This window comes from Streptococcus oralis Uo5 (genome assembly GCF_000253155.1).
Classification (GTDB): domain Bacteria; phylum Bacillota; class Bacilli; order Lactobacillales; family Streptococcaceae; genus Streptococcus; species Streptococcus oralis_L.
Window position 1 is genome coordinate 405001 of record NC_015291.1, and the last position, 24628, is coordinate 429628.

At 42.0% G+C, this 24628-nt stretch carries 20 protein-coding genes, 17 tRNA genes, 2 rRNA genes and 2 pseudogenes (1 of these 41 cut by a window edge); 34 read left to right on the top strand and 7 right to left on the bottom strand.

All coding sequences use genetic code 11. The annotated features are described in order from the left end of the window. The 19 genes from SOR_RS02030 to SOR_RS02120 all read left to right on the top strand — a co-directional run. A 23S ribosomal RNA gene (locus SOR_RS02030) occupies positions 1 to 2697 on the top strand; it begins 204 nt to the left of the window's first position. A 76-nt stretch (positions 2698 to 2773) separates the two neighbouring features. Continuing rightward, positions 2774 to 2889 (top strand): 5S ribosomal RNA (rrf, locus tag SOR_RS02035). Positions 2890 to 2893: 4 nt separating this feature from the next. Then, positions 2894 to 2966, top strand: a tRNA-Val gene (locus SOR_RS02040). Positions 2967 to 2968: 2 nt separating this feature from the next. After that, positions 2969 to 3041 (top strand) — tRNA-Asp (locus SOR_RS02045). A 24-nt stretch (positions 3042 to 3065) separates the two neighbouring features. Further along, positions 3066 to 3138 (top strand) — tRNA-Lys (locus SOR_RS02050). Positions 3139 to 3143: 5 nt separating this feature from the next. Beyond that, positions 3144 to 3225: transfer RNA gene (locus SOR_RS02055), tRNA-Leu, on the top strand. A gap of 12 nt (positions 3226 to 3237) precedes the next feature. Next, a tRNA-Thr gene (locus SOR_RS02060) sits at positions 3238 to 3310 on the top strand. Positions 3311 to 3337: 27 nt separating this feature from the next. Next, positions 3338 to 3409, top strand: a tRNA-Gly gene (locus SOR_RS02065). Between the two features lie 7 nt (positions 3410 to 3416). Continuing rightward, positions 3417 to 3502 (top strand) — tRNA-Leu (locus SOR_RS02070). An 11-nt stretch (positions 3503 to 3513) separates the two neighbouring features. Further along, positions 3514 to 3587: transfer RNA gene (locus SOR_RS02075), tRNA-Arg, on the top strand. A gap of 15 nt (positions 3588 to 3602) precedes the next feature. Beyond that, positions 3603 to 3676 (top strand) — tRNA-Pro (locus SOR_RS02080). 5 nt (positions 3677 to 3681) lie between these two features. Continuing rightward, a tRNA-Met gene (locus SOR_RS02085) sits at positions 3682 to 3755 on the top strand. Positions 3756 to 3768: 13 nt separating this feature from the next. Then, positions 3769 to 3842 (top strand) — tRNA-Ile (locus tag SOR_RS02090). An 11-nt stretch (positions 3843 to 3853) separates the two neighbouring features. Next, a tRNA-Ser gene (locus SOR_RS02095) sits at positions 3854 to 3943 on the top strand. 11 nt (positions 3944 to 3954) lie between these two features. Continuing rightward, positions 3955 to 4028 (top strand) — tRNA-Met (locus SOR_RS02100). A gap of 3 nt (positions 4029 to 4031) precedes the next feature. Next, positions 4032 to 4104: transfer RNA gene (locus SOR_RS02105), tRNA-Phe, on the top strand. A 16-nt stretch (positions 4105 to 4120) separates the two neighbouring features. Then, positions 4121 to 4191 (top strand) — tRNA-Gly (locus SOR_RS02110). 33 nt (positions 4192 to 4224) lie between these two features. Next, positions 4225 to 4298 (top strand) — tRNA-Ile (locus SOR_RS02115). A 6-nt stretch (positions 4299 to 4304) separates the two neighbouring features. Next, positions 4305 to 4392: transfer RNA gene (locus SOR_RS02120), tRNA-Ser, on the top strand. 75 nt (positions 4393 to 4467) lie between these two features. Here SOR_RS02120 and birA read toward each other — a convergent pair. Together birA and SOR_RS02130 are read right to left on the bottom strand one after the other, a co-directional pair. Beyond that, the gene (gene birA, locus SOR_RS02125) at positions 4468 to 5403 is read right to left on the bottom strand and encodes a bifunctional biotin--[acetyl-CoA-carboxylase] ligase/biotin operon repressor BirA (RefSeq protein ID WP_000835301.1); all 936 of its coding nucleotides are present in this window, start codon (positions 5401 to 5403) and stop codon (positions 4468 to 4470) included. Then, the gene (locus tag SOR_RS02130) at positions 5400 to 6260 is read right to left on the bottom strand and encodes an AraC family transcriptional regulator (RefSeq protein WP_000959974.1); all 861 of its coding nucleotides are present in this window, start codon (positions 6258 to 6260) and stop codon (positions 5400 to 5402) included. The genes birA and SOR_RS02130 overlap by 4 nt, the downstream gene beginning before the upstream one ends. A 107-nt stretch (positions 6261 to 6367) precedes the next feature. On the opposite strand from SOR_RS02130, the gene SOR_RS02135 reads away from it, so the two are divergent. From SOR_RS02135 to SOR_RS02200, 14 genes are all read left to right on the top strand, one after another. Further along, on the top strand, positions 6368 to 8530 hold the full coding sequence (locus tag SOR_RS02135) for an alpha-galactosidase (protein ID WP_000512828.1): 2163 nt from the start codon (positions 6368 to 6370) through the stop codon (positions 8528 to 8530). Positions 8531 to 8564: 34 nt separating this feature from the next. After that, a complete protein-coding gene (locus SOR_RS02140) occupies positions 8565 to 9815 on the top strand; it encodes an extracellular solute-binding protein (protein WP_000872418.1) in 1251 nt (416 codons plus the stop codon). An 18-nt stretch (positions 9816 to 9833) separates the two neighbouring features. Next, complete coding sequence (locus tag SOR_RS02145; protein WP_001007694.1) at positions 9834 to 10706, top strand: carbohydrate ABC transporter permease; 873 nt, start codon at positions 9834 to 9836, stop codon at positions 10704 to 10706. A gap of 16 nt (positions 10707 to 10722) precedes the next feature. Then, entirely contained in the window at positions 10723 to 11556 is an 834-nt protein-coding gene (locus SOR_RS02150) for a carbohydrate ABC transporter permease (RefSeq protein ID WP_000711261.1), read from the top strand. 205 nt (positions 11557 to 11761) lie between these two features. Further along, positions 11762 to 13204 (top strand): sucrose phosphorylase, encoded by a 1443-nt coding sequence (gene gtfA, locus SOR_RS02155; RefSeq protein ID WP_000155217.1) that lies wholly within the window; start codon positions 11762 to 11764, stop codon positions 13202 to 13204. A gap of 132 nt (positions 13205 to 13336) precedes the next feature. Next, entirely contained in the window at positions 13337 to 14530 is a 1194-nt protein-coding gene (locus tag SOR_RS02160; protein ID WP_041170837.1) for an O-antigen ligase family protein, read from the top strand. A gap of 144 nt (positions 14531 to 14674) precedes the next feature. Continuing rightward, positions 14675 to 15118 carry a MarR family winged helix-turn-helix transcriptional regulator gene (locus tag SOR_RS02165; protein ID WP_000655219.1) on the top strand — a complete coding sequence of 148 codons (444 nt, stop codon included), beginning with the start codon at positions 14675 to 14677 and terminating at the stop codon, positions 15116 to 15118. Between the two features lie 3 nt (positions 15119 to 15121). Continuing rightward, entirely contained in the window at positions 15122 to 15886 is a 765-nt protein-coding gene (locus SOR_RS02170) for a nuclear transport factor 2 family protein (protein WP_000043839.1), read from the top strand. Positions 15887 to 15900: 14 nt separating this feature from the next. Continuing rightward, complete coding sequence (locus SOR_RS02175) at positions 15901 to 16629, top strand: ATP-binding cassette domain-containing protein (RefSeq protein ID WP_000575226.1); 729 nt, start codon at positions 15901 to 15903, stop codon at positions 16627 to 16629. Further along, entirely contained in the window at positions 16622 to 18142 is a 1521-nt protein-coding gene (locus SOR_RS02180; RefSeq protein ID WP_000183018.1) for an ABC transporter permease/substrate-binding protein, read from the top strand. Before SOR_RS02175 ends, SOR_RS02180 begins: the two co-directional genes overlap by 8 nt. Before the next feature lie 337 nt (positions 18143 to 18479). Then, entirely contained in the window at positions 18480 to 19082 is a 603-nt protein-coding gene (locus SOR_RS02185; protein WP_000846129.1) for a hypothetical protein, read from the top strand. Continuing rightward, positions 19082 to 19873 carry an energy-coupling factor transporter transmembrane component T gene (locus SOR_RS02190; RefSeq protein ID WP_000130448.1) on the top strand — a complete coding sequence of 264 codons (792 nt, stop codon included), beginning with the start codon at positions 19082 to 19084 and terminating at the stop codon, positions 19871 to 19873. The genes SOR_RS02185 and SOR_RS02190 overlap by 1 nt, the downstream gene beginning before the upstream one ends. Next, positions 19849 to 20685: an ABC transporter ATP-binding protein gene (locus SOR_RS02195; RefSeq protein WP_000343048.1), complete on the top strand. Its 837-nt coding sequence runs from the start codon at positions 19849 to 19851 to the stop codon at positions 20683 to 20685. Before SOR_RS02190 ends, SOR_RS02195 begins: the two co-directional genes overlap by 25 nt. Continuing rightward, on the top strand, positions 20672 to 21472 hold the full coding sequence (locus tag SOR_RS02200) for an energy-coupling factor ABC transporter ATP-binding protein (protein ID WP_000103848.1): 801 nt from the start codon (positions 20672 to 20674) through the stop codon (positions 21470 to 21472). Before SOR_RS02195 ends, SOR_RS02200 begins: the two co-directional genes overlap by 14 nt. A gap of 391 nt (positions 21473 to 21863) precedes the next feature. Here the strand turns inward: SOR_RS02200 and SOR_RS02205 are convergent, their stop codons facing one another. From SOR_RS02205 to SOR_RS10425, 3 genes and pseudogenes are all read right to left on the bottom strand, one after another. After that, entirely contained in the window at positions 21864 to 22073 is a 210-nt protein-coding gene (locus SOR_RS02205) for a hypothetical protein (protein ID WP_001152919.1), read from the bottom strand. 12 nt (positions 22074 to 22085) lie between these two features. Beyond that, on the bottom strand, positions 22086 to 22322 hold the full coding sequence (locus SOR_RS02210; protein ID WP_001287838.1) for a hypothetical protein: 237 nt from the start codon (positions 22320 to 22322) through the stop codon (positions 22086 to 22088). Next, positions 22315 to 23010, bottom strand: a pseudogene (locus tag SOR_RS10425) (IS6 family transposase). Before SOR_RS10425 ends, SOR_RS02210 begins: the two are co-directional and overlap by 8 nt. Before the next feature lie 39 nt (positions 23011 to 23049). Between SOR_RS10425 and pnuC the strand changes: the two are divergent. Further along, positions 23050 to 23556, top strand: a pseudogene (gene pnuC, locus SOR_RS02220) (nicotinamide riboside transporter PnuC); the annotation flags it as partial. 35 nt (positions 23557 to 23591) lie between these two features. Here pnuC and SOR_RS02225 read toward each other — a convergent pair. Both SOR_RS02225 and SOR_RS02230 read right to left on the bottom strand, forming a co-directional pair. Next, positions 23592 to 23924 (bottom strand): hypothetical protein, encoded by a 333-nt coding sequence (locus SOR_RS02225; protein WP_000958144.1) that lies wholly within the window; start codon positions 23922 to 23924, stop codon positions 23592 to 23594. A gap of 26 nt (positions 23925 to 23950) precedes the next feature. Beyond that, the gene (locus SOR_RS02230) at positions 23951 to 24505 is read right to left on the bottom strand and encodes a TetR/AcrR family transcriptional regulator (protein WP_001126074.1); all 555 of its coding nucleotides are present in this window, start codon (positions 24503 to 24505) and stop codon (positions 23951 to 23953) included. Positions 24506 to 24628: the final 123 nt, after the last annotated feature.

A 24628-nucleotide genomic window follows, 5' to 3' on the forward strand; every position in this document is an offset into this window, starting at 1 on the left:
CTGCAGGAAGAGAAAGCAAAAGCGATTGCCTTAGTAGCGGCGAGCGAAACGGCAGGAGGGCAAACCGAAGAGTTTACTCTTCGGGGTTGTAGGACTGCAATGTGGACTCAAAGATTATAGAAGAATGATTTGGGAAGATCAGCCAAAGAGAGTAACAGCCTCGTATTTAAAATAGTCTTTGTACCTAGCAGTATCCTGAGTACGGCGGGACACGTGAAATCCCGTCGGAATCTGGGAGGACCATCTCCCAACCCTAAATACTCCCTAGTGACCGATAGTGAACCAGTACCGTGAGGGAAAGGTGAAAAGCACCCCGGGAGGGGAGTGAAATAGAACCTGAAACCGTGTGCCTACAACAAGTTCGAGCCCGTTAATGGGTGAGAGCGTGCCTTTTGTAGAATGAACCGGCGAGTTACGATATGATGCGAGGTTAAGTTGAAGAGACGGAGCCGCAGGGAAACCGAGTCTGAATAGGGCGCCTTAGTATCATGTCGTAGACCCGAAACCATGTGACCTACCCATGAGCAGGTTGAAGGTGCGGTAAGACGCACTGGAGGACCGAACCAGGGCACGTTGAAAAGTGCTTGGATGACTTGTGGGTAGCGGAGAAATTCCAAACGAACTTGGAGATAGCTGGTTCTCTCCGAAATAGCTTTAGGGCTAGCGTCGACATCAAGATTCTTGGAGGTAGAGCACTGTTTGGGTGAGGGGTCCATCCCGGATTACCAATCTCAGATAAACTCCGAATGCCAATGAATTATGGTCGGCAGTCAGACTGCGAGTGCTAAGATCCGTAGTCGAAAGGGAAACAGCCCAGACCACCAGCTAAGGTCCCAAAATAATTGTTAAGTGGAAAAGGATGTGGGGTTGCACAGACAACTAGGATGTTAGCTTAGAAGCAGCTATTCATTCAAAGAGTGCGTAATAGCTCACTAGTCGAGTGACCCTGCGCCGAAAATGTACCGGGGCTAAAACAATTTACCGAAGCTGTGGATACCTTTATAGGTATGGTAGGAGAGCGTTCTATGTGTGAAGAAGGTATACCGTGAGGAGTGCTGGAACGCATAGAAGTGAGAATGCCGGTATGAGTAGCGAAAGACAGGTGAGAATCCTGTCCACCGTAAGACTAAGGTTTCCAGGGGAAGGCTCGTCCGCCCTGGGTTAGTCGGGACCTAAGGAGAGACCGAAAGGTGTATCCGATGGACAACAGGTTGATATTCCTGTACTAGAGTATGTAGTGATGGAGGGACGCAGTAGGCTAACTAAAGCAGACGAATGGAAGAGTCTGTCTAAGCAGTGAGGTGTGATATGAGTCAAATGCTTATATCTATAACATTGAGCTGTGATGGGGAGCGAAGTTTAGTAGCGAAGTTAGTGACGTCACACTGCCAAGAAAAGCTTCTAGCGTTTAAACATACTCTACCCGTACCGCAAACCGACACAGGTAGTCGAGGCGAGTAGCCTCAGGTGAGCGAGAGAACTCTCGTTAAGGAACTCGGCAAAATGACCCCGTAACTTCGGGAGAAGGGGTGCTGACTTTACGTCAGCCGCAGTGAATAGGCCCAAGCAACTGTTTATCAAAAACACAGCTCTCTGCTAAATCGTAAGATGATGTATAGGGGGTGACGCCTGCCCGGTGCTGGAAGGTTAAGAGGAGTGCTTAGCGTAAGCGAAGGTATGAATTGAAGCCCCAGTAAACGGCGGCCGTAACTATAACGGTCCTAAGGTAGCGAAATTCCTTGTCGGGTAAGTTCCGACCCGCACGAAAGGCGTAATGATTTGGGCACTGTCTCAACGAGAGACTCGGTGAAATTTTAGTACCTGTGAAGATGCAGGTTACCCGCGACAGGACGGAAAGACCCCATGGAGCTTTACTGCAGTTTGATATTGAGTGTCTGTACCACATGTACAGGATAGGTAGGAGTCTAAGAGATCGGGACGCCAGTTTCGAAGGAGACGTTGTTGGGATACTACCCTTGTGTTATGGCCACTCTAACCCGGATAGGTTATCCCTATCGGAGACAGTGTCTGACGGGCAGTTTGACTGGGGCGGTCGCCTCCTAAAAGGTAACGGAGGCGCCCAAAGGTTCCCTCAGAATGGTTGGAAATCATTCGCAGAGTGTAAAGGTATAAGGGAGCTTGACTGCGAGAGCTACAACTCGAGCAGGGACGAAAGTCGGGCTTAGTGATCCGGTGGTTCCGTATGGAAGGGCCATCGCTCAACGGATAAAAGCTACCCTGGGGATAACAGGCTTATCTCCCCCAAGAGTTCACATCGACGGGGAGGTTTGGCACCTCGATGTCGGCTCGTCGCATCCTGGGGCTGTAGTCGGTCCCAAGGGTTGGGCTGTTCGCCCATTAAAGCGGCACGCGAGCTGGGTTCAGAACGTCGTGAGACAGTTCGGTCCCTATCCGTCGCGGGCGTAGGAAATTTGAGAGGATCTGCTCCTAGTACGAGAGGACCAGAGTGGACTTACCGCTGGTGTACCAGTTGTCTTGCCAAAGGCATCGCTGGGTAGCTATGTAGGGAAGGGATAAACGCTGAAAGCATCTAAGTGTGAAACCCACCTCAAGATGAGATTTCCCATGATTTTATATCAGTAAGAGCCCTGAGAGATGATCAGGTAGATAGGTTAGAAGTGGAAGTGTGGCGACACATGTAGCGGACTAATACTAATAGCTCGAGGACTTATCCAAAGTAACTGAGAATACGAAAGCGAAGGTTTTCTTGGTATTTGATAGATATTCAATTTTGAGTAGGTATTACTCAGAGTTAAGTGACGATAGCCTAGGAGATACACCTGTACCCATGCCGAACACAGCAGTTAAGCCCTAGAACGCCGGAAGTAGTTGGGGGTTGCCCCCTGTGAGATATGGAAGTCGCTTAGCTCGAGGGAGTTTAGCTCAGCTGGGAGAGCATCTGCCTTACAAGCAGAGGGTCAGCGGTTCGATCCCGTTAACTCCCATAGGTCCCGTAGTGTAGCGGTTATCACGTCGCCCTGTCACGGCGAAGATCGCGGGTTCGATTCCCGTCGGGACCGTTTAAGATAACGGAAGTTATTTTAGACTCGTTAGCTCAGTTGGTAGAGCAATTGACTTTTAATCAATGGGTCACTGGTTCGAGCCCAGTACGGGTCATATTTGCGGGTTTGGCGGAATTGGCAGACGCACCAGATTTAGGATCTGGCGCTTAACGGCGTGGGGGTTCAAGTCCCTTAACCCGCATAATAGAAATCAGCCGGCTTAGCTCAGTTGGTAGAGCATCTGATTTGTAATCAGAGGGTCGCGTGTTCAAGTCATGTAGCCGGCATTTTTTTATATAGAATAAGAGGTCAATGCGAACGTAGTTCAGTGGTAGAACACCACCTTGCCAAGGTGGGGGTCGCGGGTTCGAATCCCGTCGTTCGCTTAGAGAGGCCGGGGTGGCGGAACTGGCAGACGCACAGGACTTAAAATCCTGCGATTGGTAACGATCGTACCGGTTCGATTCCGGTCCTCGGCATATAATGATGAGCACCCTTAGCTCAACTGGATAGAGTACCTGACTACGAATCAGGCGGTTAGAGGTTCGACTCCTCTAGGGTGCATTTTTTTATTTAACGCGGGAAGTAGCTCAGCTTGGTAGAGTACTTGGTTTGGGACCAAGGTGTCGCAGGTTCGAATCCTGTCTTCCCGATTTATGGCGGTGTAGCTCAGCTGGCTAGAGCGTCCGGTTCATACCCGGGAGGTCGGGGGTTCGATCCCCTTCGCCGCTATATTGATCTTGTTGGACCTTTAGCTCAGCTGGTTAGAGCTCTCGGCTCATAACCGAGTGGTCGTAGGTTCAAGTCCTACAAGGTCCATTGTAAATAATGGAGGATTACCCAAGTCCGGCTGAAGGGAACGGTCTTGAAAACCGTCAGGCGTGTAAAAGCGTGCGTGGGTTCGAATCCCACATCCTCCTTTTTATATTAACGCGGGATGGAGCAGCTCGGTAGCTCGTCGGGCTCATAACCCGAAGGTCGTAGGTTCAAATCCTGCTCCCGCAATTTGGCTCGGTAGCTCAGTTGGTAGAGCAATGGATTGAAGCTCCATGTGTCGGCGGTTCGATTCCGTCTCGCGCCATATTTTGTTTTATTAAGCGGGTGTAGTTTAGTGGTAAAACTACAGCCTTCCAAGCTGTTGTCGCGAGTTCGATTCTCGTCACCCGCTTTGAACGAAAGTTCATACCAAGTTTTTGAACTTGGGCGCGTAGCTCAGGTGGTTAGAGCGCACGCCTGATAAGCGTGAGGTCGGTGGTTCGAGTCCACTCGTGCCCATTAATAGGAGAATTACTCAAGAGGCTGAAGAGGACGGTTTGCTAAATCGTTAGGTCGGGTAACCGGCGCGGGGGTTCGAATCCCCCATTCTCCGTACGTTAAGAGAGCTTCTAGGCTCTTTTTTGTATGTAAATCCCCCTTCTAAATCGTTAAAAGGGGGATTTGTTTATTACCAATTTGTTAGTGATATTTCTCCGCTATTTAGCCAGATAGTATGTTTATCTTCAAGTTCGACTTGAAGTTGACCGGATTCTGAGATTTCTTTTGCAAGACCTTTTGTCAATTTTCCTTCTAGCTGGAAGGTAACTTCTTTTCCAAGAACGATTGATCTTTCTTTATAGATATAAAGTAGTTCATCTGAATCCGTATTGTAGAAACAATTCCATATTTCGCTGATGAGCTCATTACGACTAATTGATGCAGGTGGCATAAATAGGCTGCCTGCTTTTTCTTTTAGGTCATCTGGGAAGTCTGCTATAGAAAAATTTATACCAAGTCCGATAATGACGTCTGTAACCAAGCCTGTCTCAACTGATGTCATTGCTTCGGTGAGAATACCTGCTATTTTTTTATTTTTAAAGTAGATGTCATTTACCCATTTGATATCTACTTCTATCATAGTTAGATTTTTAATGGCTTTGTAGACTGCTGCAGCTACAAGGAGGGTATAGGAAGGGAGTTTTTCATAGGGAAGATTAGGTTGAATATGCAGGGACATATAGATCCCACCCTGAGATGGAGAATAGTAGGGACGCTGAAAGCGGCCACGACCTGCTGTTTGACAGGTTGAAAGATAGAGTGTATTTCCTTTGTTTCCAGCTTCAATCCCTTCTTTTGCATCTGTTTGTGTTGATTTGGTCTCAGGTTTGTAGCGAATGGTTAAGTTGGTTTTCTCCTGAATCAAATCAGGCAATATCAGATCGCCTTGAATAAGCTTGTATCCTCTATTTTTGATACTGTCAATTTCTAGGCCTTCTTGTTGAAGACGTTGGATCGCTTTCCATATGGATGTACGGCTTAAATTCAGTTCTTCTCCGATTTTTTCTCCGCTAACATAATCGTTTTCTCTAGCTAATATTTGGTAGACTAGTTGGTGTGATTTCATTGATTTTCCTTTCTAGCTAAGAGGGAGTGAGAGTATTCATTTCGAGTTTGACTAGGTGTTTTATGAAAAAACTGCTTGTAGGCTTTTGAGAAATGTAAAGGATCTGAAAAACCCACAGAATACGCAATGACTTTGATTGTTTCATTGGTGTGTTCTAGTAACTGTTGCGCACGCTTCATTCGAACGAAAAGTAAATACTCTTTTGGAGAGAGTTGGTGAAATTCTTTAAACACACTAGTTAAGTAACTTCTATGAACCGATAGCTCTTTAGCTAAATCTTGAATGGTGAGCGATCGTGGATAGTGACTATCAATTAATCGTTTGCAGTCAAGATAGAGTTGGTGGGTTGATGAAATATTCTCTTTTTTCTGATTGGGAGCAATCGTTCCTAGATGAAACATTAGTTCATGGAGTTGTCCCATGATGTGGAGTTGAGCCAATTCATTTGATTTTGTAATCTGAGCGAAGCGGACAATATCTGAGATGAGTTTTGCAGTTGTCTGTGTATGACAGTGCTCTGATTGAATTAAGTAGGATTGGTCAGAAATTTGAGATAGAGCAAAGTAGTCAGGTGCCCTCCCTCCAGTGATCCCCAACCAGTAGTAAGCCCAAGGATCCTGGTTATCTGCTTTATAGAATGTTAATTCATCTGGTTTTAGTAAAAAGAAATCTCCTGCCTTTAAATCAACAATTTTCCCCTTATAATGGAATTGACCTTTTCCTTTAGTAATGTAATGGAGTACATAGGTATCTCGAATAGCTGGGCCAAAAGAGTAGTTAGGCGTGCATTCTTCATAGCCGTAAAAGCTAAGAGAAAGATCAATTGTTCCAGTCTGGTATTCTGAAAAAACGAGCATGGGCCACCTCCTACCTAACATTTTACCATACTTTGTATACATTTCTCTATTTTAGAAAGCGCTTTTATGTGATAAAATTTTATCAAGAAATGGATGAGGTACAATTTATGGGAATTCGGATAGAGAATAATCTATTTTACGTTGAGAGTAAAGGTTTAAGTTTGATTATTGAAAATAGGGATGGGTACTTATTATTAAAACATTTAGGAAAGACTATTAAGAACTATAGAGGGGCTAATAGTATTTACGAACGCGATCATGCTTTTTCTGGTAATCCCATAGCTACTAATCGAATCTTTAGTTTGGATACGCAACGTCAGATTTTTGGACAACATGGTTTGGGTGACTTTAGAAATCCAACTTTACAGATTCAACATGATGCAACTGAAGTAACAGACTTTCGATTTGTAGAAGCAAAGATTTTAAAAGGTCAGAATGGTCCACAGGGCTTACCTTCTCCTCACAGCATGGATGCTACAGAGACGCTTGCCTTGATTTTAAAAGATCCTCAAGCTAAACTTAGTCTGACTTTGTATTATACTGCTTTTGATAATGATGCGACAATTGCTAGTTATAGCAAATTGGAAAATAATAGCAATCAGGAAGTTGTCATTCATAAGGACTTTTCTTTCATGGCTGATTTTCCTGCTGCAGCTTACGAAATAGTGACTTTACAGGGAGCTTATGCTCGTGAAAAGACTGTTCGACGTCAACAGGTTGAGCAAGGAATCTTTTCGATTAGTTCGAACCGTGGTGCTTCTGGTCATGCTCAAACACCATCTCTTCTATTATGTGATCAAGGAGTCACAGAGGATGCTGGGAATGTGTTTGCTATTCAGCTGATGTATAGTGGAAACTTCGAAGCTTTTGTCCAAAAAAATCAACTGAATGAAGTTCGGGTGGCTATTGGGATTAATCCAGAAAACTTTTCTTGGAAGTTAAATCCTGAGGAAAACTTTGAAACACCGGTAGCTTTAGTGACCTTTTCAGATCAAGGATTAACTGGTATTAGCCATGAAAGTCAAAATTTTGTACTTAAGCACATTATGCCAAGTCAGTTTTCTAAAAAAGAACGACCAATTCTAATCAATAACTGGGAAGCTACTTACTTTGACTTTCAGAGAGAAAAACTGTTAGAACTAGCTGATGAAGCTAAGAAAGTTGGAATAGAACTATTTGTATTAGATGATGGGTGGTTTGGAAATCGCTTTGATGATAATCGTGCTTTAGGTGATTGGGTTGTGAATGAGAAAAAACTGGGTGGAAGTCTAGAAAGTCTGATTTCAGCTATCCATGAAAGAGGTTTGCAGTTTGGGCTTTGGTTAGAACCGGAGATGATTTCTGTTGATAGCGACTTGTATCGCAAACATCCTGACTGGGCTATTCAGGTTCCAGGTTATGAGCATACTTACTCTCGAAATCAATTAGTTCTTAATCTTGCCAATCCACAGGTAGTAGAATATCTGAAAAATGTTTTAGATGAACTCCTCTCTCATCATAAAATTGACTACATCAAATGGGATATGAACCGCAATATTACTAATCTGGGGAATGGTTCAGCCTACTTGGAAACCCAGATGCAGTCTCATCAGTATATGTTGGGGCTTTACGAACTCGTTTCTTATCTGACAGAGAAACACAGTCATATTCTCTTTGAGTCCTGCTCTGGTGGTGGTGGACGAAATGATCTTGGTATGATGCGCTATTTCCCACAAGTCTGGGCTAGTGATAATACTGATGCTATAGCACGTTTACCAATTCAATACGGTTCATCCTATCTCTATCCAACCATTTCTATGGGGGCTCATGTGTCAGCAGTACCAAATCATCAGATGGGACGAATGACACCATTGGAAACTCGTGGTCATGTAGCAATGATGGGAAATCTGGGTTATGAGCTTGATTTGACAAGTTTATCAGATGATGAGAAAGCTGAGATTGCTAATCAGGTGAACTTGTACAAAGAATTGCGACCAGTAGTCCAGTTGGGAAATCAGTATAGGTTAATCAATCCCGATGCTCCATCCAATGAAGCAGCTGTACAATTTAACTATGGAAATCAAACGATTGTAACCTACGTCCGAGTCCTATCAGTTGTGGAAACAATGGAAACCACCTTGAAACTGAAAGACTTAGAGGTGGAAGGGCTTTATGAGTTGGAAGGGACAAACATTGTTTACTCGGGTGCAGAGCTCATGTATGCAGGTTTAACTGTTACCTTATCACCAGGAGATTTTTTGAGTAGACAGTATAAATTCAAGAGACTATAATAAAAGCGTATAAATTTATCAAGGAGGCATTCCAATGAAATGGTATAAGAAAGCAGGTTTTCTTTTAGTAGCTGGGGCAAGTTTACTATGCCTAGTGGCTTGTGGTCAGAACAATCAATCAGCTGATGGTAAGGTAACGATTGAGTTTTTTAACCAGAAGACCGAGATGGCAGATACCTTGCAAAGGATAGTGGATGATTTTGAAAAGGAACATCCTAATATTGATGTGAAGCTGACTACAGTACCCGCAGCTGGAATTGTTCTAAAGACTCGGATTTTATCAGGAGATGTTCCAGATATTATTAATATCTATCCTCAAAATATGGATTTTCAGGAGTGGGCGAAGGCAGGCTATTTTGCAGATATGACAGGAAAATCCTATCTTGAGAATATCAAGAATGACTATGCCGAAAAGTATGCAATCAATAACAAGGTTTATAGTGTGCCTTTAACGGCCAATCTTTATGGAATCTATTACAATAAAACGAAGTTTAAAGAATTAGGACTTGAGGAACCGAAGACTTTTAAAGAGTTTCAAGAGATTGTTAAAAAAATAAAAGATAGTGGGAATTCTCCATTTGCAGTTGCAGGCAATGAAGGCTGGACACTAAATGGTTACCACCAACTTTCTCTCATTACTATTACAGGTAGTGGAGATGCGGCTAATAACTACCTTCGCTTTTCAAAACCAAACGCTATCTCTGCTGATGATGCTATTTTAAAAGCAGATGCGGAACGACTCGATTTATTAGCAGATAATGCTCAAGATGGTTGGCGTGGAGCCTCTTATAATGATGCGGTGGTATCATTTTCGAGTGGAAAAGCCTGGATGATGCCACAAGGATCATGGGCATTAGCGGCAATTAATCAACAGGATCCAAAATTTGAGGTGGGGATGTTTGCCTTTCCTGGAGAAGAAGTAGGAAAAGAAGTTACTGTTGGTGCAGGGGACATGGCATTATCAACTTCAGCTACTACTAAACATCCTAAAGAAACCGAAGAATTTATCAGCTATATGACTAGTCCAAAAGCTATGCAGTCATATTATGATGTAGATGGATCACCAGTTGCTGTAAAAGGTATACAAGAAAAAGAAGACTCAGCGCTTACAGAGATTTCTAAACTGGCATTTACTGACAAACATTATGTTTGGTTGGGCCAACACTGGAATTCTGAAGAAGACTTTTTTAATCTAAGTGCAGGTTACTTGATGGATAAAAATCTGAAAAATATGGCAAACAATCTCAATGCTTTCTTTAATCCAATGAAGGCAGATTTGGACTAGAATAGGAGTTAAGATGATATGGCTATTCGAAAATTTTTAAATAAATACTGGGGTTGGACTTTTTTGCTCATCCCGCTTGCTTTACAAGCTATCTTCTTTTACTTTCCAATGGTACAAGGTGCTTTCTATAGTTTGACTAACTGGACTGGATTAACCTATAATTATAAATTTGTTGGTTTGAATAACTACAAATTGCTTATGATTGATGGGAAATTTTTCACAGCAATAGCTTTTACTTTGATTTTAACTCTGGCATTGATTGTTGGAGAGATTACAATTGGGATGGTTGTGGCACGAGCCTTAAATTCTAAGATGAAGGGACAGACCTTCTTTAGAGCATGGTTCTTTTTCCCAGCTGTTTTGTCTGGTTTGACAGTTTCCTTGATTTTTAAACAATTTTTCAACTATGGTCTTCCAACGATTGGAAGAATTTTAGGGATTGGTTTTTTACAAGAGAGTCTATTAGGGACACCTGTCGGAGCGGTAGTGGCAACTATTTTTGTTCTTCTATGGCAAGGAGTAGCAATGCCAATCATTCTCTTTCTCGCTGGTCTTCAGAGTATTCCAAATGATATTTTAGAGGCAGCATCAATTGATGGTGCAACAAGTAAACAAACTTTTTGGAAGATTGAATTGCCCTATTTGCTACCAACGATTTCTATGGTTTTTATCCTAGCTCTTAAGTCTGGTTTGACTGCCTTTGACCAGATTTTTGCCTTGACGAGTGGTGGTCCAAATAATGCTACAACGTCTCTTGGACTTTTAGTCTACAATTATGCCTTCAAGAGTAATCAATATGGATATGCAAATGCAATTGCCTTGATTTTATTCTTAATTATTGGAATTGTTTCTCTTATCCAAATCAAACTATCAAAGAAATTTGAAATCTAATAGAGGAGTCCTACACATGAAAAAAGAAGAAAAATTGAATCAGTTTTGGAAATATGTCCTCTTGATAGTCGGTGGTATCCTTATACTTGTTCCTTTATTGGTAACAGTATTTAGTTCTTTCAAAATAACTAAGGATATCATGAATCATTTCTTTAGTTTGCCCAATCCTTTTACCTTAAGTAATTATGAACGATTAATTTCGGATGGAATTGGAGGCTATTTCTGGAATTCAGCTGTTATTACGGTGTTATCATTGATTGTAGTAGCTTTCTTTATACCAGCTGCAGCTTATTCCATTGCTCGAAATATGTCCAAGAAAAAAGCCTTTGCCATTATGTATTCGCTCTTGATCTTAGGGATATTTGTTCCATTTCAGGTGATTATGATTCCCATCACAGTTATGATGAGTAAACTCGGTCTAGCGAATATGTGGGGGCTGGTAATACTCTACCTAACTTATGCTATTCCACAGACTCTCTTCTTGTATGTTGGTTATATTAAAATCAGTATACCAGATAGTTTAGATGAAGCTGCTGAAATTGATGGGGCTGATCGTTTTACAACTTATCGCCGAATTATCTTTCCAATGTTGAAGCCCATGCATGCGACAACTTTGATTATCAATGCCCTCTGGTTCTGGAATGACTTTATGTTGCCACTCTTGATTCTGAATAAGGATTCCAAGATGTGGACTTTGCCTCTCTTCCAATACAACTACCAAGGTCAGTACTTCAATGACTATGGCCCAAGTTTTGCATCCTATATTGTGGGAATTGTAACGATAACCATTGTCTACCTCATCTTCCAGAAACATATCATTTCAGGAATGAGTAACGGAGCAGTGAAGTAAGAAGAGACTAGAGAATCTATAGTTCAATACACAGATGAACGGTTTAGCTTATTGACAATTCTATGTAGAAAACAAGAAAGTAGTACTTAATTGCTTGCAGTCTATATTAGTACGAGTTCAATATGAACAAAAATCTAAAAATATCTTTCATTTACGAAGCCAGGTCATATAAGACTTGGCTTTCATCAGAAAAAGGGGAACATCTATGACCATTCAAAATAAAACTATGTTGATTACTTACTCAGATAGTCTTGGAAATAACCTTAAAGACCTGTATGAGAATTTGGAAGAGCATTTTGGTGATGCTATTGGAGGAGTTCACCTTCTACCATTTTTCCCATCAACAGGTGATCGTGGATTTGCGCCAGTTGACTATGATGAAGTGGATTCAGTTTTTGGTGATTGGGAGGACGTTAAGCATTTAGGTGAGAAATATTATCTTATGTTTGACTTTATGATTAATCATATTTCTCGTCAATCTAAGTATTATAGGGACTATCAAGAAAAACATGAAGCCAGTGAATTTAAGGATCTCTTTTTAAACTGGGATAAGTTTTGGCCAGAGAACCGTCCGACACAGTCTGACGTAGATTTAATCTACAAGCGTAAGGATCGTGCACCAAAGCAAGAGATTGTTTTTGCAGATGGTTCAGTGGAACATTTGTGGAATACCTTTGGTGAGGAGCAGATTGATCTTGATGTGACCAAAGAAGTAACGATGAGATTCATCCGTAAGACGATTCAACATCTAGCAAGTAACGGGTGTGATTTGATTCGTCTAGATGCCTTTGCTTATGCAGTGAAGAAATTGGATACCAATGATTTCTTTGTGGAACCAGATATTTGGAATTTATTGGACAGAGTTCGAGATATCGCTGCTGAGTATGGGACAGAGCTCTTACCTGAGATTCATGAACACTATTCGATTCAGTTTAAAATAGCAGATCATGATTACTATGTTTACGATTTTGCCCTTCCAATGGTGACCCTTTATACTCTTTACAGTTCTAGAACAGAGCGTTTGGCAAAGTGGTTAAAGATGAGCCCGATGAAGCAATTTACGACACTAGATACTCATGACGGGATTGGAGTGGTGGATGTCAAAGATATCCTGACTGATGAGGAAATTGACTATGCTTCAAATGAGCTCTATAAGGTTGGAGCGAATGTCAAACGTAAGTACTCTAGTGCAGAGTATAACAATCTAGATATCTACCAAATCAATTCAACCTACTATTCTGCGCTTGGAGATGATGATGTCAAGTATTTCCTCGCTCGTTTGATTCAAGCTTTTGCTCCAGGCATTCCTCAGGTTTACTATGTGGGTCTATTAGCAGGAAAAAATGACTTGAAATTGTTAGAAGAAACCAAAGAAGGTCGAAATATTAATCGCCATTACTATAGCAATGAGGAAATAGCAGAAGAAGTTCAACGTCCTGTGGTGAAGTCTCTTCTCAATCTATTTTCTTTCCGTAATCAATCAGAGGCCTTTGACCTAGAAGGGACTATTGAGATAGAAACACCAACAGCTCACAGCATTGTAATCAAACGTCAAAATAAAGATAAGTCCGTAACAGCAGTAGCAGAAATTGATTTGCAAAGTCAGACCTATCAAGTAGTGGAAAACGGCAGAAAAATTCAGTTCTAATGCTATATTAATGAAAGAGTTTTTTTGTGGCGAAAACGTGTTCATTGTTCCCAAATGACGGAAAAAATGGTAGAATATAAAGATAGTTTAGCATTTATCTTCTGGAGAAATCCAGAACAGAAAGGATCCGTTTTGAAATCAATTGGATTACTGGATAAGATAAGAGGGCTTTCGAAAAAAGATTTCTTTTTGTATTTGATAATCATGAGTATCTTTTTACCTTTTTATTTATTCTTAGCGCTCTTTGCTTTATATTTGATAGGTTTACTTGTTACTGGGGAGATGAAGGGAATAATCAAAGGATTGGCAAAACATCCTGTACTTCTCTTTTTTATTGCCTACAGTAGTATCATCTCCATCGTCGCCAAGAACTGGCTTGGATTGGTTGCATCTTTACTGATGTTTCTCTTCCTCATTTTCTTTAGTTTCTACCAGAAACGTCTGACGCATGCTTTCTTTCGACTGATTCTGCAGACAATCTTGTTTGGTAGTGTGCTCTCTGCTATTTTTGCTACTTTGGAGCATTTTCAAATTGTAAAGAAATTTAACTACGCCTTTCTTTCGCCCAATATGCAAGTATGGCACCAAAACCGTGCAGAGGTGACCTTCTTTAATCCTAACTACTATGGGATCATTTGTTGCTTCTGTATCATGATTGCCTTTTATCTCTTTACAACGACGAAGTTAAGATGGTTGAAAGTCTTTTGTGTGCTAGCAGGTTTTGTGAATCTATTTGGTTTGAATTTTACGCAAAATAGAACAGCCTTTCCTGCCATCATCGCTGGTGCCATCATTTATCTCTTTACAACCATTAAAAACTGGCGCGCCTTCTGGCTCAGTATTGGAGTTTTCGGGATTGGCCTTTGTTTCCTCTTCTCAAGCGATTTGGGTGTCCGTATGGGAACGCTAGATTCTTCAATGGAGGAGCGCGTTTCAATCTGGAATGCGGGTATGACTTTGTTTAAGCAAAATCCGATCTGGGGTGAGGGTCCGCTGACCTATATGAATTCTTTCCCGAGAATCCATGCACCTTACCACGAACACGCGCATAGTCTTTACATCGATACTATTTTAAGTTATGGTTTGATTGGAACTATTCTCCTATCCATTTCTTCGGTTATCCCAGTTCACATGATGATGGATATGAGTCAGGAGTCTGGCAAACGACCAATTATCGGTCTTTATCTCTCCTTCCTTACAGTAGTCGCTGTACATGGAATTTTTGACTTGGCTCTCTTCTGGGTTCAGTCAGGATTTATCTTCTTGTTGGTTATGTGCAGTCTACCACTGGAACACCGAACCTTGGTGTCCGAAATGACAGATTAAGTTAATAAATAGTGAAGATCTTCTACTTTAGGTAGGAGGTCTTTTTTGTTGGTGGAAATTATTTCTAAATCGAAATAGTTGACAGATGGAACGATAAGTATTACAATGGAATATAATTCGATATCGAAATAAATTGGAGGGATCATGAAGGATAGTCATTTGGTAGCTCATCATATTCGTTTGTTGAATGGGAGGATTTTTCAAAAGTTACTGAGTCAGGATCCTGAGGCTCTTTATCGGAGTGAGCAGGGAAAGATTTTAGCGGTTTTATGGAATAGTGAGACAGGTTGTGCAACTGCGACAGATATTGCGCTGGCGACTGGTCTTGCTAACAATACGCTCACAACCATGATAAAGAATCTTGAGGAGCAAAACCTGGTCATCATTAGCCCATGTGGAATAGATAAGAGAAAGAAATATGTTAAGCTAACGGAGCAAGGTTGGTCCCAAAAAGAAGTTGGCAATTGCATCAGTCAAAAGTTGGATGATATTTTTTATAAAGGATTCTCTGAGGAAGAAATTCGCCAGTTTGAAAGTTATCAGGAACGCATTTTGGACAATCTGAAAGAGAAAGCAAATGAGGAATAAAATATGTCAAAACAAGTTGAAAATGCACGAAATCTATATATTCATGCTATTCAAGACGGGCGAGTTGCTGAGGCTCAGGCCCAGTCTGTAGGAGATACCTACATTCAACACTCGACAGGTGTGCCAGATGGGAAAGAAGGGTTTGCAGCTTTCTTTGCAAATTTCTTTGAGCGCCATCCCGAGCGTGAGATCAAGATTGTCCGTACTATTGAGGATGGCAATCTGGTCTTTGTTCATGTTCATCAATATCTCAATGGCGGGGGAGCTCAATGGGTGACAACGGATACTTTCCGTGCGGATGAGAATGGTCGTATCGTGGAGCATTGGGATGTTATTGACTACTATCGAACACCTGAAAACGGCCAATTAGATCAGATTTTTGGTGATTTTGAAATCACAGATTTGGATAAGACAGCAGAAAATAAAAAGTTAGTTCGCCGTTTCTTGACAGAAATTTTCCAAAATGGGGAACTGGAGCAGTGGAGTGATTTTGTGGCAGACGATTTGATTCAGCATAATCATGAGATTGGCCAAGGAAGTGATGCTTATAAAAACTATGTGGCTGAGCACGGGGTTACTTTCGACTTTGTTTTCCAGCTTTTGGGACAAGGAAACTATGTGGTTAGCTACGGCCAGACTCAGATTGACGGAGTTGCCTATGCCCAGTACGATATCTTCCGTTTGGAGAATGGCTTGATTGTGGAGCATTGGGATAATAAGGAAGTCATGCCTAAGGTAGAAGACTTGACTAATCGAGGAAAGTTTTAAATAGAGGACAAAGAATGATTGAATATAAAAATGTAGCGCTACGCTATACAGAAAAAGATGTTTTGAGAGATGTTAATTTACGAATTGAGAATGGAGAGTTCATGGTTTTAGTTGGACCTTCTGGGTCAGGTAAGACGACCATGATTAAGATGATTAACCGTCTCTTGGAACCAACTGATGGAAATATTTATATGGATGGCAAGCGTATCAAAGACTATGATGAGCGTGAGCTTCGTCTCTCTACTGGTTATGTTTTACAGGCCATTGCTCTTTTTCCCAATCTAACGGTTGCGGAAAATATTGCTCTCATTCCTGAGATGAAGGGGTGGAGTAAGGAAGAAATAGCGACGAAAACAGAAGAGCTTTTGGCTAAGGTTGGTTTACCGGTAGCTGACTATGGGAATCGACTTCCGAGTGAATTATCTGGTGGAGAACAGCAACGGGTTGGTATTGTCCGTGCTATGATTGGTCAGCCTAAGATTCTCCTCATGGATGAGCCCTTTTCGGCCTTGGATGCTATTTCGAGAAAACAGCTACAGGTTCTGACGAAAGAATTACATAAAGAATTTGGGATGACAACGATTTTTGTGACCCACGATACGGATGAAGCTTTGAAATTGGCGGACCGTATTGCTGTCTTGCAGGATGGAGAGATTCGTCAGGTGGCGAACCCTGAGACGATTTTAAAAGCTCCTGCAACGGACTTTGTAGCAGACTTGTTTGGAGGTAGTGTTCATGACTAATTTGATATCAACTTTTCAGGATCGTTTTGGTGATTGGGTAACAGCTCTATCTCAACATTTGCAGTTGTCACTGTTGACCTTGTTACTAGCTATTTTTATCGCGATTCCTTTGGCTGTTTATCTTCGCTATCATGAAAAGATGGCGGACTGGGTCTTGCAAATTGCAGGAATTTTCCAGACCATACCGTCACTGGCCTTGTTGGGGCTCTTTATTCCTTTGATGGGAATTGGAACCTTGCCTGCTTTGACTGCTCTGGTGATTTATGCAATTTTTCCAATTTTGCAAAATACCATTACTGGACTGAAGGGAATTGATCCAAGTCTACAAGAGGCTGGGATTGCTTTTGGGATGACCAGGTGGGAGCGTCTCAAGAAGTTTGAAATTCCACTTGCCATGCCTGTCATAATGTCTGGTATTCGGACGGCAGCGGTTTTGATTATCGGTACGGCAACCTTGGCTGCCTTGATTGGTGCGGGGGGACTGGGTTCCTTTATCCTTTTGGGAATTGACCGCAATAATACCAGTCTGATTTTGATTGGGGCCCTTTCTTCTGCAGTGCTGGCCATTGCCTTTAACTTTCTACTAAAAGTGATGGAAAAAGCAAAATTGCGGACGATTTTCTCTGGTTTTGCCTTGGTGATCATATTGCTCGGTCTGTCTTATAGTCCAGCCCTTTTGGCTCAAAAAGAGAAAGAAAACTTGGTGATTGCTGGGAAATTGGGACCAGAACCCGAAATTTTAGCCAATATGTATAAGTTGCTGATTGAAGAAAATACCAGTATGACTGCGACTGTTAAACCGAATTTTGGGAAAACAAGTTTCCTCTATGAAGCTCTGAAAAAAGGGGATATTGATATCTATCCTGAATTTACTGGTACGGTGACTGAAAGTTTGCTTCAACCAGCACCTAAAGTAGGTCATGAACCAGAGCAGGTTTATCAAGTGGCGCGTGATGGCATTGCCAAACAGGATCATCTGACTTATCTCAAACCTATGTCTTATCAAAACACATATGCTGTAGCTGTTCCGAAAAAGATTGCTCAAGAATATGGCTTGAAGACCATTTCGGACTTGAAAAAAGTGGAAGGACAGTTGAAAGCAGGCTTTACTCTTGAGTTTAATGACCGTGAAGATGGCAATAAGGGTTTGCAGTCTCTCTACGGACTCAATCTCAACGTAGCGACCATGGAGCCAGCTCTTCGCTATCAGGCAATTCAGTCAGGCGATATTCAAATTACGGACGCCTATTCGACCGATGCGGAATTGGCGCGTTATGATTTACAGGTCTTGGAAGATGACAAGCAACTCTTCCCACCTTATCAAGGGGCACCACTTATGAAAGAAGCTCTTCTCAAGAAACATCCTGAGTTGGAGACAGTTCTCAATAAATTGGCTGGTAAAATCACGGAAAGCCAGATGAGCCAGCTCAACTACCAAGTCGGTGTTGAAGGCAAGTCAGCAGAACAAGTAGCCAAGGAGTTTTTACAAGAACAAGGTTTGTTGAAGAAATAGCTTGAAAATGCTAAACTCAACTTTGTTAAACGACCATATAGAAAAATGCTCAGACAATCTTGTCTGGGCTTTTTTGATATTAGAGTTACTGAATGTCTTTCAAAATGGAAAATAAGAGGAAATTTTTAGGATTTTCTAAAATTTTACTGTAAACACACTTGACTATTCACAAAATAGGTGTATAATGTGTTGTGAACTACTTAACAAATAAGGATTTCCAGCTCATGTCGACTAAGGATGGAAATCTTGTGTATAGACAGTTCAGTAGATATATAATAGAGCGTTGCGTCCGAAAGTCTATCCAGACACGGCTCTTTAAAAACAAAAGGAGAAGATTATGAAAACAGAACCGATTCATCGTACCAGTATGTGGAAATTTAAGTTAAGTGCTGCCACCATGACTTTGATTCCCGCTGCCGTGGGGATTAACTATGTTGCCAAAGCCTTGGCAGAGGGGTTAAAGTTGCCCGTTTGGCTGGGGTCTTTGGGAACCTTTCTTACCAGCATGTTGGCTGGGCCGGTTGCCGGTGCCATTAGTGGTTTCATCAACAACGTGATCTATGGGCTGACCTTATCGCCAATTTCAACCGTGTATGCGATTACCAGCATCGGAATTGGGATTGCTGTCGGAGTTTTGCACGCCAATGGGTGGTTCTCGTCAGCGCGAAGAGTATTTGTTTCTGCTATTATTATTGCCATCGTTTCAGCTGTCATTTCAACGCCACTCAACGTCATCTTTTGGGGGGGTCAGACCGGTATCGCTTGGGGTGACTCATTGTTTGCCGTAATGGTCGCCAATCATGCACCAGTGTGGCTGGCCTCATTTACCGATGAGTTTGTCTTGGATATTTTGGATAAAGTCTGCGTGGCCTACCTGGCATTCTTCATCTATCGTCAGCTTCCGAAGCGGATGGTGCACTTCTTTAGAGATGATAAATGATGACTGATAAAACATTGATTTCTGGAGCGCCACGGGTCAAGCTCAAGTGGTACCAGGTGATCGATCCGATTACTAAGCTCTTGTTCATCTTGGACATGACGTTGTTGAGCTTTGCCAGTATGAATTTATTGCTTCAGGCCGGATTAATTCTTGTCGCAACACTGCTATTGTTATTTTCCAAATTGAGTTCTACCACCTTTAAGGCGCTGGGATTCAGCCTGTTTCTGATTTGCACCATGCTGATCATCCAAGGGTTATTTTACAGTCGGAATCAAACTGTGCTGTTTTCTGTGCTTGGGGTGTCGTTCTACAAAGAAGGCCTGATTTACGCCACCACTCTGGGTTGTCGAGTATTGGTGATTATTTTGACCAGTGGCTTTTTTATGGTGACCACGAGTATTTCAGAAAACGCGGCCTATTTGGAACTGTCCGGATTGTCTTATAAAACCGTCTACGTTCTGATGTCGGTGTGTTATATTTTGCCGGAAATGATGCGCAATATGCGGAAAATCCAGCAGGCACAAAAAGTTCGCGGAACCAATCCGCAAAAAACGTTGATTCAGAAATTAAAGTCAGTCCTGCCGGTTCTAATTCCATTGGTGATTAAGACCTTGGATCAATCGATGACGCGGTCGATTTCTCTCCAACTGAGAGGTTTTGATAATCTCAACCGGACTGTCAGAACCTCCCAGCGCGTGTATCGCCTGTCGCGGACGCTGCACATTGGTCTGACTGGATTGGCAATTTTATTGATTGGGTGGAAGATATGGACGAAGATAAACGGATTGTAATTGAAAATTTGACCACCCGTTATCCGGGTACTGAGCAACCACAACTGCGTCAGATTAACGCGGAGGTTCATACCGGCCAGGTGGTTGGGATTATCGGGAATAGCCACTCCGGCAAATCGACTTTGTGCCGTGTGCTGGCAGGGGTCATTCCCAAAATTGTGTCTGCTGAGATTGAGGGCGATTGGCACATGTTTGGCCAGCGAGTGTCTGACAATTGGCCCGTTTATAATGCCATGAATGGAGTTGTACTGCAAAATCCAGCTGGCCAACTAAGCGGGTTGGCAGACACGGTTGCCGATGAAATCGCCTTTGACTTGATTAATCAGGGAATGGCTGAAGGACTGATTCAAAAAAGGGTTGAAGAAGTTGCCACGCAAATGGGGCTGATTGAACAGCTGAATTTGCGTCCCGAGAGCCTTTCCGGTGGTCAGATCCAGCGGTTGGCAATTGCCACGGCGATTGTGGCTAATCCGGCTGTTTTGATTATGGATGATCCGACCAGTGAGATGGATCCCCTTGGCCGCCGGCAATTTTTCCAATGGCTGGCCCAAGTCAAAGAGACGACTGTCTTCATTGTCACCAGTGAAATTGACGATTTGTGCGAAGTCGCTGACGTTGTGTGGGTGCTGCACGAGGGTCAAATGGTAGCCCAGGGCAGGCCGGGTGAGGTGTTTAATCATTTGGCAGCTGACTGGCAGATTCCAGCCCCGACAATCCAGCAACTTGCTCAAAAAATGGATTGGCACTTGGCTGATGGCCGGTATCCAGTGAATTACGCTGATCTGAAGGAGGTTCGTTATGTCCACAATTGAACTGAGCCACCTGACGTTCACTTATCCGGAACGGTCCTTTAGCTTGGATGTTGAAGACAAACACTTCGCCGATCCGATGGTGGCGATTGTCGGCCAAAATGGTGCCGGCAAATCAACGCTCTTCAAATTGTTGACGGGTTTGCTGACACCACAAACCGGTGTGATTAAGATCGATGGAGAAAATTTTAATGATCTTAAACCAGTCGAAAAGTTACTGAAGGTTGGGATTACTTTTCAGAATCCTGACGATCAGCTTTTCAACCCGACCGTTCAACGAGAGGTGGAGTGGAATGTCGCGCAGGTCATGGATGACCACGACACGATTACGAGGCGGGCTTTAGCGGCTCTAAAAAGAGTTGGCTTGGATGATAAAACAGCTGAAAGTCCATATGACCTGTCATTGTCGGAACGCAAGCTGTTGAGCGTTGCCACAGTTTTGGCAGTGGATCCGGCGATTTATTTATTTGATGAGCCGATGATGTCGCTTGATTGGGAAAGTCGGCGCAAGTTGACCGCAATTTTCCATCAGTTGGCTGATTCGGGCCACCAAGTTGTGACCATCACCCATGACATGGATTGGGTCGCCGCCGAGTTTGAGTCGGTGTATGTTATGGAACACGGGAAGTTTGGCTTCGCCGGCAGTCCACGGGAATTGTTCAGCAATCACGAACTTGTCCAGCGAGTGGGATTACTACCACCGCGGATTATGGACATAGCGGAGTCGCTGGGTGATTCACAGACATATTTATCGGTTAATGATTATTGCCAGAAAAATCGAGATGTATAGAAAAAGTCACCTCTGCGGGTTTTCCAGGTTGAAGGATTAACTTCAGCTTCTGGAAAGAACTCACATGGGTGACTTTTGTGTTTAATAACGTTTCATGATCATCGGGTGCTTCCTCAGATCACTCGGTTTGATTTTACTTTGTTTCATGGTCATAATCATATACCATTTCTTTTGGATTTTTTGTTTGACTAATACAAAATAGGTCTTCATAGGTCTTCGCATTTTTAGCGCCCATTAGGATCATCAGTATAATTTTCTGAATTAGGAGACTGTCCCATCACTATTCGAACTTCGTCTCCCAACTTACGCTGTTCCTATTCATCCGTGAATACTTTAAATCGCAATTCTGGAACTTTCTTTTTAACTGAATCATCTATTTTCGCCATAGTCCTCACCATTTTATTGGTTTTTCTTGTTCTTCTATCCTTTTTTGATCTTTGATTTGTTCCTGCAAATTTTCCAACTTCTCTTTAAGAGCGTTCACTTCATCTTTATATTGATTGTCTAAGTGTTTGAATTCTGTTTCCTGTGAGGGCATTTTGAGGGCTTTTAAGTTATCATTTTCCGCCTTGTATTCTTCTAGCAACTTTTTATCTTGCAAGGCTAATCGTTGTTACTGGTCTAACAAATTAGTTAGTTTTTCTATTTGTTGGTCTTTGGTATTTGATTTGCTACTACTTTCTACTTTATCTAAAATTATTTTTTCTGCTTTAGAATTTATTAGATTAGACCCATTGGAACTTTTAAGCTGTAATTCTTTTGGTAACCTTTGGTAGTGATATTGAATATTTTGTTTTGTAACACTCAACTCATCCGCCAGCTCTTTGATCGTTTTTAAGTCTTCACTCATGGTTTAAGTCCTGCCTTTTAACCGTTGGTAGATATTGTTCAATGGCTTTTTTGAGGTAGCGTGCGATATTATGCTTAGAATATTCTTCACGTCTGCTGGCAACATAAGACAAGTGGTCTTTGACACTATTTAGCCCTCTTAATTCTTTCAGTTCGTCATAGAGGGGGTAAACATGGACTTGCAATCCTGCCATGATTTTTGTATCTTGCATTTCAAACGGACTTAGCAACATATTTTCTCGCAATAGCGTGGTGTACTTGCTTTTCATTGCTTCAATAGCTAGCTTATCTTCGGTTTCTGCTTTGCGTGCTTTATCTTCTTGATAGGCGGTATCTTCTAACTTATAGCTGTTATCGTCTGCTCGGCGTTTCTTTCGTAACCAGATATCCAATGTTAAACCGTCCGCATCAATCGCTCGATAGAGATAATGCCAACGCCCCTTAATTTTGATATAGGTTTCATCCATTTTCTACGAATAGAAGGACTGTTTATTTTTCTTTTTCCAGAGATGATAGAGGATTTTACTGTATTCTTGAACCCACCGATAAATCGTAGTGTGGCAAACATTTATTCCACGGTCATAAAGCAATTCCTGAACTTCACGATAGCTCAGATTGTAACGTAGGTAATAACCAACAGCGACAATGATGACGTCTTGTTGGAATTGTTTGCCTTTAAAATGATTCATCTCTCAAGCCTTACTAACCTTTTTTCTGCTCTTTGAGAAGCTGAAGGTCGTGCTAGTAACTACCTATTTGGTTTGATTAATTCCATCATTTATCTGGTACTTGCCCTTCAAAAAGGCTTCTATGGTGAGGTTTTAACAACTCTCTATTTTACAATTATGCAGCCAATTGGTCTCTTGGTTTGGATTTATCAAGCCCAGTTTAAGAAAGAACAACAAGAGTTTGTCGCACGTAAACTAGACGGCAAGGGTTGGACAAAGTATCTTTCTATTAGTGTTCTTTGGTGGTTGGCCTTTGGGTTCATTTATCAGTCTATCGGAGCCAATCGTCCTTATCGCGATTCCATCACCGATGCGACCAATGGGGTTGGGCAAATCCTCATGACAGCTGTTTACCGTGAACAATGGATATTCTGGGCAGCTACCAATGTCTTTTCAATCTATCTCTGGTGGGGAGAAAGCCTGCAAATCCAAGGGAAATACCTAATTTATCTCATCAATAGTCTAGTTGGGTGGTATCAGTGGAGCAAGGCAGCAAAAAGCTCTTAAAAAAGTAAAAAAGGATCAGATGATCCTTTTTTGTATTAGAGCAAAATGAATAATACCGTAATGACAATAGCGCTCGTTATACGAACGATATGGTGCGAGATATGTTGGTTTCCTTGCTGTTGGCCGTTCCAGTAGGCACCATAGCAGACGATACTCGAACCCACAATCCATAGTAGAATGGTTGCCAGTGGGACGAAGTAAAAGATAGCTAGAGCCAGAGAAGTGATGCAACTGCCGACCAAGATGCACGTGTTTCCCAGACTGTAGTTCTTTTGTTTCATGGCTGAAAAAGCAGCAGCAAGGTGAAGTAATGAGAATGCGAGAGCTAGTACGATTGTTAGTATTCCTAGAATCATCGAAGTTAACATAGTTGGTTCCTTTCTGAGTTACAGGCTTAGTTATCAAGTGGAGTTGTAGAGGTCATCTCCATTACATCAAGGTAAAATCTCACCACTTGCTCTTCGGTATAAGATTTTCCTTTTTTTAGCCACCAAGTCAGGGTCTCGATAAAGTTCGTCACAACAAAATGTTTGAGGTAGGAGGCCGGTATGCTCGGATAGGCCTCTTGCAAATCCTCCGCTACCATGGGGTAAACATGGTGTTCAAGTTCCTTGTGTAGTTGGCGGAGAAAGTAGTCGTTTTTGGAAAAAAGAAGACTAGTGACATGGTCCTGGTTTTTCTGAAAATGTAAAAAGATATGTGCGAGGTAGTTCTCGGTAGTAAAGTGTCCTTCCCTTTCAAAGAGATGATGAAAGAGGTAGCGACAGAGTTCATCCAAAAGCAGTTCCTTGCTCTCGTAGTGACAGTAAAAGGTCGAGCGCCCAACATCTGCCAAGTCAATGATATCTTGGACAGTAGTAGCATCATAGCCCTTGTCGTTCAAAAGTTGTAAAAAAGCTTGATAGATGGCTTTTTTCGTCTTGCTGACTCGACGGTCTCTTTTTGGCATATAGACACTTGAGACAAACTGTTCAGAACTGAATAAGGCTGACAGTTTGCTTCTATCCTTTCTTTGGATTTTATTAGATAATACAAATGAAGGAAGTATGTATATACCCATTATACCAAAGGA

Bases quoted from the DNA above. Each gene is read 5' to 3' on its own strand.
- SOR_RS02145 (WP_001007694.1), top strand. From the start codon at position 9,834: ATGGCTATTCGAAAATTTTTAAATAAATACTGGGGTTGGACTTTTTTG.
- birA (WP_000835301.1), bottom strand. From the start codon at position 5,403: ATGAAATCACACCAACTAGTCTACCAAATATTAGCTAGAGAAAACGAT.
- SOR_RS02195 (WP_000343048.1), top strand. From the start codon at position 19,849: ATGGACGAAGATAAACGGATTGTAATTGAAAATTTGACCACCCGTTAT.
- SOR_RS02165 (WP_000655219.1), top strand. From the start codon at position 14,675: ATGAAGGATAGTCATTTGGTAGCTCATCATATTCGTTTGTTGAATGGG.
- SOR_RS02190 (WP_000130448.1), top strand. From the start codon at position 19,082: ATGACTGATAAAACATTGATTTCTGGAGCGCCACGGGTCAAGCTCAAG.
- SOR_RS02175 (WP_000575226.1), top strand. From the start codon at position 15,901: ATGATTGAATATAAAAATGTAGCGCTACGCTATACAGAAAAAGATGTT.
- gtfA (WP_000155217.1), top strand. From the start codon at position 11,762: ATGACCATTCAAAATAAAACTATGTTGATTACTTACTCAGATAGTCTT.
- SOR_RS02185 (WP_000846129.1), top strand. From the start codon at position 18,480: ATGAAAACAGAACCGATTCATCGTACCAGTATGTGGAAATTTAAGTTA.
- SOR_RS02180 (WP_000183018.1), top strand. From the start codon at position 16,622: ATGACTAATTTGATATCAACTTTTCAGGATCGTTTTGGTGATTGGGTA.
- SOR_RS02135 (WP_000512828.1), top strand. From the start codon at position 6,368: ATGGGAATTCGGATAGAGAATAATCTATTTTACGTTGAGAGTAAAGGT.
- SOR_RS02200 (WP_000103848.1), top strand. From the start codon at position 20,672: ATGTCCACAATTGAACTGAGCCACCTGACGTTCACTTATCCGGAACGG.
- SOR_RS02140 (WP_000872418.1), top strand. From the start codon at position 8,565: ATGAAATGGTATAAGAAAGCAGGTTTTCTTTTAGTAGCTGGGGCAAGT.
- SOR_RS02210 (WP_001287838.1), bottom strand. From the start codon at position 22,322: ATGAGTGAAGACTTAAAAACGATCAAAGAGCTGGCGGATGAGTTGAGT.
- SOR_RS02150 (WP_000711261.1), top strand. From the start codon at position 10,723: ATGAAAAAAGAAGAAAAATTGAATCAGTTTTGGAAATATGTCCTCTTG.
- SOR_RS02225 (WP_000958144.1), bottom strand. From the start codon at position 23,924: ATGTTAACTTCGATGATTCTAGGAATACTAACAATCGTACTAGCTCTC.
- SOR_RS02170 (WP_000043839.1), top strand. From the start codon at position 15,122: ATGTCAAAACAAGTTGAAAATGCACGAAATCTATATATTCATGCTATT.
- SOR_RS02230 (WP_001126074.1), bottom strand. From the start codon at position 24,505: ATGCCAAAAAGAGACCGTCGAGTCAGCAAGACGAAAAAAGCCATCTAT.
- SOR_RS02130 (WP_000959974.1), bottom strand. From the start codon at position 6,260: ATGCTCGTTTTTTCAGAATACCAGACTGGAACAATTGATCTTTCTCTT.